This window comes from Lapidilactobacillus luobeiensis, assembly GCF_024345205.1.
In the GTDB taxonomy this organism is placed as follows: domain Bacteria; phylum Bacillota; class Bacilli; order Lactobacillales; family Lactobacillaceae; genus Lapidilactobacillus; species Lapidilactobacillus luobeiensis.
This window is the reverse complement of the sequence record NZ_BROC01000034.1, coordinates 19,417-30,983: the sequence shown is the minus strand read 5'-3', so window position 1 is coordinate 30,983 and position 11,567 is coordinate 19,417. Positions and strand designations below refer to the sequence as shown.

11 protein-coding genes and 3 tRNA genes are annotated in these 11,567 nt (G+C 48.0%); 5 read left to right on the top strand and 9 right to left on the bottom strand.

The features are described 5' to 3' along the window. Window positions 1–227: 227 nt before the first annotated feature. The gene (locus OCU21_RS10225) at window positions 228–1,247 is read right to left on the bottom strand and encodes a zinc ribbon domain-containing protein (RefSeq protein ID WP_261807303.1); all 1,020 of its coding nucleotides are present in this window, start codon (window positions 1,245–1,247) and stop codon (window positions 228–230) included. Window positions 1,248–1,617: 370 nt separating this feature from the next. Between OCU21_RS10225 and OCU21_RS10220 the strand changes: the two genes are divergently transcribed. Further along, complete coding sequence (locus OCU21_RS10220; protein WP_125599039.1) at window positions 1,618–1,938, top strand: DMT family transporter; 321 nt, start codon at window positions 1,618–1,620, stop codon at window positions 1,936–1,938. A gap of 116 nt (window positions 1,939–2,054) precedes the next feature. Here OCU21_RS10220 and OCU21_RS10215 read toward each other — a convergent pair. The 3 genes from OCU21_RS10215 to OCU21_RS10205 form a co-directional block, all read right to left on the bottom strand. Next, window positions 2,055–2,127 (bottom strand) — tRNA-Asp (locus OCU21_RS10215). Window positions 2,128–2,137: 10 nt separating this feature from the next. Then, a tRNA-Val gene (locus OCU21_RS10210) sits at window positions 2,138–2,210 on the bottom strand. 2 nt (window positions 2,211–2,212) lie between these two features. Further along, window positions 2,213–2,284: transfer RNA gene (locus OCU21_RS10205), tRNA-Glu, on the bottom strand. A gap of 654 nt (window positions 2,285–2,938) precedes the next feature. On the opposite strand from OCU21_RS10205, the gene OCU21_RS10200 reads away from it, so the two are divergent. From OCU21_RS10200 to OCU21_RS10190, 3 genes are read left to right on the top strand one after another with little or no spacing between them, the layout of a single operon-like run. Beyond that, window positions 2,939–4,909 carry a bacteriocin-associated integral membrane family protein gene (locus OCU21_RS10200; RefSeq protein ID WP_261807302.1) on the top strand — a complete coding sequence of 657 codons (1,971 nt, stop codon included), beginning with the start codon at window positions 2,939–2,941 and terminating at the stop codon, window positions 4,907–4,909. Further along, window positions 4,906–5,514 carry an ABC transporter ATP-binding protein gene (locus OCU21_RS10195; protein ID WP_261807301.1) on the top strand — a complete coding sequence of 203 codons (609 nt, stop codon included), beginning with the start codon at window positions 4,906–4,908 and terminating at the stop codon, window positions 5,512–5,514. The genes OCU21_RS10200 and OCU21_RS10195 overlap by 4 nt, the downstream gene beginning before the upstream one ends. Then, window positions 5,511–5,969, top strand: coding sequence for a hypothetical protein (locus tag OCU21_RS10190; protein ID WP_261807300.1), 459 nt, complete (start codon window positions 5,511–5,513; stop codon window positions 5,967–5,969). Before OCU21_RS10195 ends, OCU21_RS10190 begins: the two co-directional genes overlap by 4 nt. Before the next feature lie 29 nt (window positions 5,970–5,998). Here the strand turns inward: OCU21_RS10190 and OCU21_RS10185 are convergent, their stop codons facing one another. Next, window positions 5,999–6,436 (bottom strand): NUDIX domain-containing protein, encoded by a 438-nt coding sequence (locus tag OCU21_RS10185; protein WP_261807299.1) that lies wholly within the window; start codon window positions 6,434–6,436, stop codon window positions 5,999–6,001. Between the two features lie 1,003 nt (window positions 6,437–7,439). On the opposite strand from OCU21_RS10185, the gene OCU21_RS10180 reads away from it, so the two are divergent. Beyond that, the gene (locus OCU21_RS10180) at window positions 7,440–7,676 is read left to right on the top strand and encodes a cytochrome b5 domain-containing protein (protein WP_125599033.1); all 237 of its coding nucleotides are present in this window, start codon (window positions 7,440–7,442) and stop codon (window positions 7,674–7,676) included. A 109-nt stretch (window positions 7,677–7,785) separates the two neighbouring features. On the opposite strand, the gene phnE (OCU21_RS10175) is transcribed toward OCU21_RS10180, so the two are convergent. The 4 genes from phnE (OCU21_RS10175) to OCU21_RS10160 form a co-directional block, all read right to left on the bottom strand. Further along, a complete protein-coding gene (gene phnE, locus OCU21_RS10175; protein ID WP_261807298.1) occupies window positions 7,786–8,595 on the bottom strand; it encodes a phosphonate ABC transporter, permease protein PhnE in 810 nt (269 codons plus the stop codon). Window positions 8,596–8,608: 13 nt separating this feature from the next. Continuing rightward, on the bottom strand, window positions 8,609–9,409 hold the full coding sequence (gene phnE, locus OCU21_RS10170) for a phosphonate ABC transporter, permease protein PhnE (protein WP_261807297.1): 801 nt from the start codon (window positions 9,407–9,409) through the stop codon (window positions 8,609–8,611). Continuing rightward, window positions 9,402–10,199 carry a phosphonate ABC transporter ATP-binding protein gene (gene phnC / locus OCU21_RS10165; protein ID WP_261807296.1) on the bottom strand — a complete coding sequence of 266 codons (798 nt, stop codon included), beginning with the start codon at window positions 10,197–10,199 and terminating at the stop codon, window positions 9,402–9,404. Before phnC ends, phnE (OCU21_RS10170) begins: the two co-directional genes overlap by 8 nt. A 203-nt stretch (window positions 10,200–10,402) precedes the next feature. Then, window positions 10,403–11,461, bottom strand: coding sequence for a phosphate/phosphite/phosphonate ABC transporter substrate-binding protein (locus OCU21_RS10160; protein WP_373875487.1), 1,059 nt, complete (start codon window positions 11,459–11,461; stop codon window positions 10,403–10,405). Between the last annotated feature and the right edge of the window lie 106 nt (window positions 11,462–11,567).

Sequence of the window (11,567 nt, the reverse complement as noted above, 5' to 3'; positions counted from 1 at the left end):
CAGCGCCTTGAGACGCTGGCCAGTACATAGGGCTTATAGCCCTGGAGCAAACCACCCGTTTTACGGGTGGTTATGATCATGTTCAAAGCAGGTCAACATTTGGGGATATTAATTTAAGTGAGCGCACGGGCACCTCAGTCAACAGGCAGGCGTCACTTCCACGCCCTACCACAGTAATGACTGGATCAACGGCTGAATCAATGGCTGGGTTGCTAGCCGGCCTACTGCTACCGCAACTGGCGATCACGCTTTAGCAAACGACCCCAGGCGAACAGAAACAACCCGACCACGCCCAATGCCAACGCATAGGCAGCCGTGCCAATGAATTGGCCGCGCTGATTGAACAGCGTCGTAAAGAAGTTGCCCGCTTGCACCCCTAAATACCGTTGGGCCAGCTGCGAAGCGTAAAAACCAACAGCGACAAAAGCCCCAAATTCAATGACGGCGAGAACCACGGCCACTAGACGGGCCCAGCGACTGCGCAATAAGCCCAAGACCACCACCGTGATCGGCAGCAACACCAACAACTTAGCCACTAGCGCCAAGCTTTGCGCGGCATTACCGGTCGCCGCGGCCACCGTTGTTGCCGTTTGACTGGCGATCCCCAAGGCAGCGCCGGCCGTGGTGACCAAGTTGTACAAACTCGTGGGCGGCGTCTTGAGAAAACTACTGGCCAAGGTGCCATAAAGCACCAACAAGCCCGAAAGAAGCAACAAGATCCCGGACACACCCCAATCGAGGCGCTGCTTTTGGCGGCGTGAATGTGGTAGATGTGCCTGCGGTAAATGGTGCTGGCGGCGGCGCTTGGTCTTCTTCTTGGTCACTTTCTTCGTGGTGGTCGTGCGCCGACTGACTTGGTCTGATGACCTGACCGGTGAACTCGGCGCGCTGGACTGTGGTGAAACGTCGCGGTCGGACTGAGCAGCAAGCGCTTTTGGGGTCGACTGGTTTGACCCAGCAACCGGCCCAGACGCAGCCTCGCCAACAGTTGGTTCCGTTGTCGAAGCTAGCTCTGGGCTGGTCCCAAGATCATGCGTTGCTTCGTTGGCCCCGTCGAAATGAGCTTGTTGGCGGCGGGCCACTCGTGATAAGGGTTGGTCGGCGTTAGCCCCCTCATTTGGGTGGGTAACTTGGTCCAACGCTAATTGAACACCACAATGAGGACAGAATTTTTCCGACCCAGTCAAACGTGCACCACAGTTGGAACAGTAGTGCTGATTTGACTGAGAGTCATCAGCAAGAACCATGTTAATTTACCTCCTTGACCGGGGTTTATCCCCGGATGAAAATCATTAACCCTTATCATAATCATTTTTAAGCCAGAAAGTGCCTAGCAAAACATTTTTTGCAAAAAACTTAAAAAAATAATCAGGCAACGTTCATCATAAAACCATGCCTTACCAGCGACTTCAGCATTCAAGTTGACGAAAGGATTGGTTGTCTTTGATAAAAATTAAAGCTTGACCCTCCCGACCAACTTTGCTACAATTCAATGATCAACAAAAAACAATCTGCCACCGGGTAGCTAAGAGTACCGATTCCATCAGGTCATTGAAGGAATCGCTACTCTTTTTTTGTTTTAAAACGGCGATACGGGGCTTCAAGGAGGAAATAAAAATGTCTTGGCTTTATTTACTTTTAGCAGGGCTCTTCGAAATTTGCTGGGCCACCACAATGAAACTATCCCACGGCTTCAGCCGCCTAGGCTTCAGTCTACTGACCCTTGGTGGGATGATCGCCAGCTTTTTCTTTTTGGCGCAAGCGATCAAGCGTTTGCCGATGAGCTTGGCCTATCCGATCTGGACCGGAATTGGCGCCATCGGTTCGATCCTGATCGGTTGGTTGCTGTTCAAGGACCAGATCAGTCCCTTGACTTGGCTTTTTATCGGCTTTTTGCTGATCGGGATCGTCGGGATCAAAATGACCAGTTCCAGTTAAACGGCTGGCGCCGGTGTGTCCTGTGGTTTGATTTCGATCAAGCCTAGAAAATGAGCACACGAAAAAAGTTTGCCAACGAAACAGTGGCAAACTTTTTTCGAATCGGTTTTAATTAACGGTCCCAACCGGATTTGAACCGGTGATCTCCTGCGTGACAGGCAGGCGTGATAACCCCTACACCATGGGACCAATAAAAAAATGGAGGTTACAGGGCTCGAACCTGTGACCCTCTGCTTGTAAGGCAGACGCTCTCCCAGCTGAGCTAAACCTCCAATGACCCCTACGGGATTTGAACCCATGTTACCGCCGTGAAAGGGCGGTGTCTTAACCACTTGACCAAGGGGCCATTAACATAACAGCAAGACTAATTATATGGGATAAACCGGTTGCGGTCAACAATTATTTTCAATTTCTTGGAAAAGATTTTTCCCCGCGTGATCATCAAGATCCTCTTAAAGATATTTCTGGTGGGAACATGACTGACAAAAGACCAGCGCCTGCTATACCCGATCGATCCGCGCATTTCTTTGATCCTGAAATTTGCCGAAACGGTGATCAGCGCAGAATTGCTTTAGCTGCTGCACTATTGCTTTCAAATCAAGACCAAGATAATCTACCCAAATCCAATTGACCTTTTTAGTATTAAGAATGACTGCATAACTTATGGGTGAATTGATACCGGTAAAAATTAAAATAGCAAATGAATCCATTAATAAGATTCTGCGAATAAAGCGTTTACAGTCACCGGCTTGTATGTTATGCTTTTCTTTGTGAAGGCGGCGGCAAATTCATAAGCTCAGTGTGGGACTGACTATCAGCCGTCGCCAATGTCAAAGTTTCCGATGGGCTTTCTCTGCTTCGATCTCCGCCTAATATTCAGAAAAATAAAACATAATATAATCAAGGTCTTTGGTTTCTAAAAACATCTTCAAAAAAGCTCCTGAGTGTCTCATGGGCAATGAGCCGGCTCAGGGGTTTTTTAAGTAGCGGGAGTGATTTGTTGAAGATCAGTAGGTATATTCTGTCATTCATTCTGTTCCTGGCCGCCTTTATATTTATGGGCGAAATGTATCTGGGTTATCTGGATGACGTGCAAGGCGCCTTTTACCAAACGACCCTCTTTAAGCCGCGCAACGTTGGCGATCAGGAAATGCAACGCGACGTTATCCGCACGGCCAAGAAGAACCATATCGATGTCCTCACGATCCATAAAACCACACAAAGCCTGCTCAAATCAAAGGTTGAGATTTACGGAACTTCCACCACCGGTACAAAACTAAAGAAATCTTATTTTCTCAAATCAGGGACTTATCAAAGTCTGATCATGGGCACGACTTCGGTTAGGATCAGGCCGTTAACCAAGCTGAAACATTGGGAGAAGCAAGAAGATTACTGTCTGATCGGTCAGGTGGCTGATATGCGGGCGTTTAAATCACAGTTGATCGATAAATATCACGGGAATTTTCCTAAATATAATGGCTCACAGTTATCGGTCAAGCAAAACATTCGGATCGCTTGGATCCTGGTGGCGCTCCCCTTGATTGCCTTGGCCTGTTTTAGTGTGGCTCGCTCGCGCAAGGAAGTGGCGGTCAGGATCGTCCTTGGCGAAAATATCCACACCTACATCTGGCGGGGGATCCTGATCGATTCAACGATTGAAATCGGTCTATTCTTCGCCGCCTACGCAGTTTCAGCATTGCTGACAAACACCGGTTTTGGCCTCGCTCAAGTCATCCCGATTTTTGCAGGTTTCTTGGTCGTAAATGCCCTTATCCAACTTTCCCTTTTCAAGCTTGATCCGCATTTGGTTTTTAACAATAACCGCCATGTTGACAGCTTGTTACCGATCAGCTATGTGCTCAAGCTCGGCTCACTGCTGCTAACGATCGTTGTCCTATCAGGGACTTTGAGCATCATTCACTCAGGCGCGAGGTTCAAACAACAGGCAGCGTTCTTCGAGGCTCACCGGGAATACTCATATGTAAAATTGCATATTCCCCCCACGCTTACCAAGAATAATGTCTTCCAAGACAACTCTTTGGCATCCGGTCAACTGCGCGAAACGTTCTATTTAGAAAATAAAACGGCAGCACTCCAGCTGACCGACTGTTCGAATATGGCCAACACAATCGGCGCCCCGATTTTAATGGCAAATATCAACGCCGCCGATTATTTGACCCAGCAAGTTCCCGATAGCCACTTCTCCAAACTAAATAAAGCGACCTACTATTTTGTTCCTCAAGGGGTGCGGCTTTCTCGGGAACAGAAAGAGTCTATCCTGCTGTTCAATCGCCAGAATCACGTGTTAAAGAACCACGAGCAAATCTGGCGCACCTATTCAAGCCATGCGGACCTCGTTGCGATCAACAGCCTGTCAAACCTGGGCAAAAGCAATTTATTGCATGATCCCGTCATTATCTTTAATAATTTTTATGATGGTCTTGGTGATCCAGAAATGCAGGCTGCTCGAGCCTATTATGCCTACGATCTGATGTATCGCATCTCTCCGCGCGAATTTAATGATTTTGTCAGGACCCATGATCTTGGCAATGACTTAGCTGTCAAAACAAATGTGCGCAGTATTTACCAGCACTACTTGTTGACCTACCAAAGAACCATGGCTTTAGCGATCGGTTTAAGCATCTTGATCATTCTGATCGAGATCACGACGATCCTAGCGATCATGCGCTTGGAATATTCGATCAATGCCATGACCGTTTCTCTCAAGAAAATTCTCGGATACGGTATCTTTGGACGTCATAAAACGATGTTTCTCCTAACGCTAGTGACCCATGCTTTAACACTCATCGGCAGTTTGATTATCTGGAAATCCTTGGGCATTACCGAAGCCAAATTTGTGATCGTAGCCTGTCTGGTGATCCTGATCTTGGACTTAACGATCGTTTTATTGACCATTAGGAAGTTAGATCAAGAGCGCGTTTCCAAAACATTAAAAGGCGGTGCCTTATGATAAAACTCACCCATGTAACTAAAACGTTTGACTCCGTTCCGATCATTGATGATCTTGACCTAACGATCGGCACTGGAGAATTTGTCGTCTTTTCTGGTGCCAGCGGCGCGGGCAAAACGACCCTATTGAATTTGCTAGGCGGCTTGGAACGACCGGATTCGGGTCAAATCATCGTTGACGATCGAGATATTACCAATCGGAAAAACCTAACCGAATATTACCGCAATACTGTCTCATTTTTATTCCAGAATTTTGCTTTGATCGAGAATAAAACCGTCAAGCAGAATCTAGAATTGATCCAAAAAAAGACCCGAACTGAGTTAACGATCGCAGACGCGCTAACCCAAGTCGGCATCAAGGAACTCCTGAACCGTAAAATTTATCAATTATCTGGTGGTGAACAGCAACGCGTCGCCCTGGCCAGAATCATGTTGAAACGTTCCTCGATCATTCTTGCGGATGAACCCACCGGCTCACTAGACGCCAAAAACGCGGACGTGGTCATGTCCATTTTGAAAAAGCTCAATCAAGCGGGTAAGACGCTGATCGTGGTCACCCATGATCCAAGGATCAAACAACAGGCAGAAAGGATCGTTGACTTATGAAAAGAAATCCGTGGAAAATAATCGCCTACACCCTGCTCGCACTGGTTCTATTATTAAATGCCGCTTGGTTTGGCGTCTATCATTTTAAATATGCGGTCTACACACAAAACATCCCCAAAACTCATGGCGTTTATTTGAAGACCACCCCGAAATATAATCTCAGTGTTAAAAAACCAGCCTATCTCTCCTTCACTGGCAACTTGGCCATTGCCAATCCAGAAGATGACCTGGCCTTCGTTATTTGGCCTTCTCTGGTGGGTGATTCCAAAATCGGTTTACAGCTCACGGACAAAAATCATGTTACCTACTCGATCAGAGTCAATGATCAACTCGAGTATTTACCTAAGAAAACCGATGATGAGCTACCGACCAAATTTGTCAATCAATTGATTCGTTCTAGGCGCTCCGAAATCGATGAAATGTTTAAATACGCCACTCAATACTGGAACCTGTGACACCCTACCATGACTACTTTCAATGGGGCTTATTGAGGATAAGTGGTCAGCTTATCCAAGTTGAAAAAGTAATGGCAAAGACGCGCTTGGACAGAACTTGGTTGGAGTTTGATTGTTTCAAGCTTGTCGACGATTAGCCAGGCCGGAGAATAGATGTTTTCCGCAGACATTCGTTCTCTTTCCTCACCGTGAATAATTGGCGAATTATAGCGCGACCGACTAATTTTAGCAAGGTAAATCCGCTGTGGCTCTGCCAAGTCAGCCGCCGTGAACAGAAAGTTAAGTGCCGTCTCCTCGATCGAGATATTCAACTCTTCTTTAATTTCTCTAACGGCCGCTTGGGTAACACTTTCGCCAGCTTTTACCCCGCCTCCAGGAATTGTCCAGTACTGCTGATTGCCCTTTTTCCGAGCAATTAGCAAGACTGAATTTGTACGCTCATCATATAGGATGACTCGTGCGCGCATAATTTATCCTCCTAACTTAAACATTGGTCCCTTGAGCCACTTAAGCGCTGTGACCAAACCGATAGTCTGATTGGGCCAAATGCAAAACAGCTGATTGTTGGAAATGAATCGGACACTGCTTTTTACGGCATTTAATTTGAATCCTAGCGTCCTCTCCACCCAACCACATTAGAATCCAGATTAGATTTATCCTTCATGACACTTTATCTCCTAATATAGGATCATTCGTTTGAAATTATGTTCTAATCATAACCATATGTCAACACCGTCATAGCCAACTAACACATCTTTTTTGGAAGCATTCTGTCCGTGGATAGCACAAGCAGATTCTTTAATGGCAATATCATAACCCTCAAATTTCATTTACCTATTGCACACACCGCGGCCACTTGCTTGAATGTACACTCTTTTTTACGGCTTCGCTGAGCTGGTTTATGAACTTGATTGCTCGTCCTGATATAATAAAAACTCTCGTCTCAAAATCGCCTTTGCAGGTCTCCAAAATCCTGGTTAGGTTAACCGCTCGAAGTCAACCCGTTGTGTTCCGCACTGAAACGTGTTCACCGATCCAGCTCCCTGCGCTTAGCTACACAATTGCTCCGAAAGCAAAGCGCAGCTTTCAAAACAATTGCTAGGCTAATGCTCAGGAACTACCCGGGTCGGCTCACACTCTGGCGTTGGTGGGCTGTTCACTCGTTGGCGGAAGGTCGGGCTGGGGGTGAGTCAGCCGCGATATTATTGTTGGCGATTTATCGCCTACAATAAGGCCGAGTTTTGAGATTTTCGGCGCCCTTCCGAAAAGCTCAAAATCGTGCCCGCAGCGTTCCACCACCCCCAGCCCGACCTGGAGCCCCACCACACTCGCCTTCCACCAACGCCCCGCGCAGCGCCAGCCGTGGCCAAACGACTCAATTTTCCAAAAGGCAACAAGCGCTTTCTTTTTACAATGAACAGGCGGACTTATATAATGAAAGTGAACAATATTGATAAGGAGTGTGCCAACATGACAGAACGCACCTTTACGAAAGCGGAATTAGCGGAATACAACGGCGTGATCCGCCCAGAGAAATACGCGGCGATCGACGGCTTGGTTTATGACCTGACTCCAATGGCGGCTTGGGCTGGTCCCAACCACCACGGCAATGTGGCCGGTCAGGATCTCAGTGAGGCAATCACCCACGCGCCCCATTTGAAGACAGTCCTCCCCAAACTACAGGTCGTTGGTAAGTATCTAGGCTAACCGCGAACTATCGGGTCGCATCGGTTAGACCAAAAAAGGCAAGTCCAGAATAAAATGGACTTGCCTTTTTTGCTGTGTTCAAGTATGGCGGGGATTCTGAAAAGCAATCCTAGCCATTAACCAATTTCGCTCGCAACTTATTGGAGATGGCTTCAACGATCAAGATCAAGATAACTAGACCGATCAAAATCGAGCCGACTTGGTGCCAACGATAGGAATTCATCGCGAAAATCAGCGGTGACCCAATCCCACCGGCGCCCACCAGGCCTAAAATCGTCGCGTCCCGGAGATTCATGTCGAAACGATAGATCGTGATCGAGCTGAAATTGGCGATCAATTGTGGAATGATGCCAAAGCGAATTTTCTCAAAAGTCGTGCATCCCATGGCGTCCATCGCCTCAAGAATGCCTCGATCGATATCCTCGATCACATCCACATACAACTTGGAAACCATGCCGATCGAGGTCAGCGACATGGTCAACACCCCGGCAAATGGTCCTGGGCCGGAAACGCGGACAAACATCAAGCCATAGACCAATGAAGGAATCGTCCGGATCACCACCACCAAGAAGCGCGTGATCAAGTAGACCGGCTTCGGCACTACACTAGGCGCCATCAAAAAGGCGAAGGGGATCGAAAGGATCGCCCCGAAGATCGTCCCTAAAAAGGCGATACAAATCGTTTCAAACAATAAATAGAAAACACCCTGGCTGGTGAAATTCCAGAGCAATTGCATGTCCGGGCTCAGGATCCCCTTGATGATATTACCAGCGATCTTAGCGCCGCCGTCATCTGGCGCCGAAAACGTGATCGCCGTCAGCGACCAGAGCAACATCGCCAGGATGATGCCCCCTAAAAGCAGATACTGCCGTTTTTTGGAAGGCTGCTCATTTAATTTTAATTCGATCATTTCACTCATGCGCTTGTCCCTCCTACTGCAATTTCTGCCGCGCGGTTTGACTGATTAATTCAATCAAGCCCACAGTGACGATCAGCACCGTCAAAATCATCCCGACGTTGCCATAATCACGCCAACCTAACTGCTCATTGAGAATGATCCCCAAGCCGCCGGCACCAACGTAACCTAGGATTGCCGCATAGCGCAGATTACCTTCGAAACTGAACAGTGAGGTGGACAAATAAGTTGGCAGGATCTGCGGTACGATCCCGTAGCGAAAGGCCTGCAACCGGGTCAATCCCAAGGACTCCAAAGCCTCAAAAGTCCCCATATCCAAGGATTCGATCTGCTCATAAGTCAGTTTGCCCACATAAGACACAGTGAAGATAAAGATCGCCAACGTTCCCGCCATTGTTCCTAAGCCGAAAATAAACGTGGCGATCAAGGCCATTACGATTGTGGGCAAGGTCCGCATGATACTGAGAAGTAACTTAAAAAAGCCGGAAAGTAGTTTTGATTTGACAATATTCGTCGCCGATAACACCGCCAAAGGAACGGCTACCAGCGCGCCCAGCAAGGACCCAAGGAAGGACATTTTGATGGTGTCAAACAGCGGTTGCCAGACTCGGTTCAAGAAATCCAAGTGGGGTGGAAACATTGCCCCCAGGATCACGAAGAATTGATGACCATTAGTGGCCAAGGTGCGGAAACTGAAGTGGGTGACCCGCATCGCCACAATGATAAAGACCAACAGGATCGCGCAGATCAACGGCACTTTGGAGCGTTGTTCCGTGACCACTTTCCCATTGGGTAGCGTTAAGGTTCGTTTACGCATCGACAACTACCTCCGCCGCCACCGGTTCCGCTGACCCTTTGATCGAGCTAGAGCCATGACCCTGATAGATCTCATCGATAATTTCCTGAGTAACCGCGCTAGTCGGCCCATCGAAAACGATCTCCCCTTGGCGGATCCCAACGATGCGATCGGCGTAAGCAACGGCCAGATCAACATGGTGGATATTCAAGAGAATCGAAATATTCATTTCGCGGTTGATCCGTTGGAAATCATCCATCACGATTTTAGCCGTGACCGGATCCAAAGCCGCCACGGGCTCATCCGCTAAAATAATGTCCGGATCGCCAACCAGTGTCCGCGCTAACGCCACCCGCTGTTGTTGACCGCCGGAAAGCTGGTCCACCCGGGTATACGCCTTATCTAAGATACCCACGTTATCCAACGCCTTCAAGCCAGCAATCTTCGCCGTGGCCGGATAAACGCCCAACAAACGCCGCCACCAAGAAAGCTCAGGCACCAAACTGACCAAAACATTGCCCAAAACAGTCGTCCGCGTGATCAAATTAAAGGATTGAAAAATCATCCCGATCTTACTGCGGAAACGCCGGATCTCCTTACCCTTCAGCTGGGTCACATCAACGCCATTGACAGTCAATTTTCCCGAACTGATGTCATGCATTTTGTTGACGCAGCGTAACAAGGTTGATTTCCCCGCACCGGAAAGACCGATGATCGCCACAAATTCGCCTTGTTCGATTTGCAGGTCGACATTTTTTAGACCGACGTGACCGTTGGGATAGATTTTTGATACATTCTCAAATTTGATCATTTTCTGTTCCTCTCAATTTTCGCCCTGATCACCGTGCACGCCAACCTCGCGACCGGACACGTATTCGGCAAAAAGTGAGACGCAAGGTCGCACCAACACGCTGCTGGCCAACAAGGGTCTCACTTTCTTCGATCAGGCTCTTGATCTTGATTTTAAAAGTCTTTCAAGCTAAAACATCATGCGCAGCCCGCACGCCTATTTGGCTATTTAGCCGCCGCTTTGACTAGCTTCTGGGCTTCACGCGCATTATCGTAATCAGCGGAAGTCGCCTTCTTGTAGCCTTCGTGGGCATAGATCGCGATCACTTTCTTGCCTTCTTCTGACTTGCCAATGTTGACAAAGGCTTGTGACAAGGCCTTCTTCAAACCAGCGTTCATGATCTTAGAATTCTTGCTGACGGAGATCGTGTCATTGTAAATTGGTGGTGTCACACCCAAAACATTGGTTTCATCCCAGATGCTGGCTTTGCGGCCATATTCTTTCTGCCATTGTTTTTCGTAATCCATCCGCGCATCCGCGAACGCAACCATGATATCGGCTTGACCCGCAGCCAAACGCGCCATAGAGCTGCCGTATGAATCGGCTTGGACGATGTGTTTCAAATCGGAAATGTTCTTCTTGTAATGATCTTTCAGCCAGAGACTTGGGTAAATGTAACCTGCTGATGAAGAGGAACTCATCACGCTCCAAGAAGCGCTGTTCAAATCATCCCAAGTCAATTTCTCGCCGGAATTGATTTTCTTGCCTAAGGCTTGACCCTTCGCTGAAGGTCCGGCAATCAGCAATGACCGGTAAGAAGCGGCCTGTTTGTCGGTCTTCTTAGTCGGCTTGTTTTCGTTCCATTTGACCGGATCTTCGCTGTCGTTAGACAAGCCTGCCCGTGTCGCCGCCAGGAGCACTTCGGCGCCATCATCGTATAAAACATAAGTCCCACCAGGAATGAAGCCCACATCTAAAGTGCCTGATGACAGGGATTCGCCAACAGCTTCATAGCTGGTTCCCACAGAAATATCCACGTCTTTGATCGAATAGCCTTGCTTTTTCATTTCTTTCTTCAAAAGATCCTTCAACGGCTTGGTCGCGGAAACAATCTCTTCCGGATCTCGAGATGGGACAAATCCGATCGACAATTTGTCGATACTCTTTGACGCGCCGGAATCAGCACCAGACTTCGAACCAGTGGTGCTGGTGTCAGATGCGCAGGCAGTCAACGCCAAGCCCAAACCCAAAACGCCCGCAAAACGCAAAACTTTCTTAAACAAAATAGCTCCTCCTCAAGAAAAAACGGTTTATTGCTGTGTTCAGCAATTTTTATTATAGCATTCACAAGTTCGGCAAACCAGACGTTTTACGAACTTTATTATAATA

What these genes read in the sequence shown, in the direction of transcription:
- OCU21_RS10180 (WP_125599033.1), top strand. Translation starts at nt 7,440, where the DNA reads ATGACAGAACGCACCTTTACGAAAGCGGAATTAGCGGAATACAACGGC.
- phnE (WP_261807298.1), bottom strand. Translation starts at nt 8,595, where the DNA reads ATGAGTGAAATGATCGAATTAAAATTAAATGAGCAGCCTTCCAAAAAA.
- OCU21_RS10220 (WP_125599039.1), top strand. Translation starts at nt 1,618, where the DNA reads ATGTCTTGGCTTTATTTACTTTTAGCAGGGCTCTTCGAAATTTGCTGG.
- OCU21_RS10195 (WP_261807301.1), top strand. Translation starts at nt 4,906, where the DNA reads ATGATAAAACTCACCCATGTAACTAAAACGTTTGACTCCGTTCCGATC.
- OCU21_RS10190 (WP_261807300.1), top strand. Translation starts at nt 5,511, where the DNA reads ATGAAAAGAAATCCGTGGAAAATAATCGCCTACACCCTGCTCGCACTG.
- OCU21_RS10225 (WP_261807303.1), bottom strand. Translation starts at nt 1,247, where the DNA reads ATGGTTCTTGCTGATGACTCTCAGTCAAATCAGCACTACTGTTCCAAC.
- phnC (WP_261807296.1), bottom strand. Translation starts at nt 10,199, where the DNA reads ATGATCAAATTTGAGAATGTATCAAAAATCTATCCCAACGGTCACGTC.
- OCU21_RS10185 (WP_261807299.1), bottom strand. Translation starts at nt 6,436, where the DNA reads ATGCGCGCACGAGTCATCCTATATGATGAGCGTACAAATTCAGTCTTG.
- phnE (WP_261807297.1), bottom strand. Translation starts at nt 9,409, where the DNA reads ATGCGTAAACGAACCTTAACGCTACCCAATGGGAAAGTGGTCACGGAA.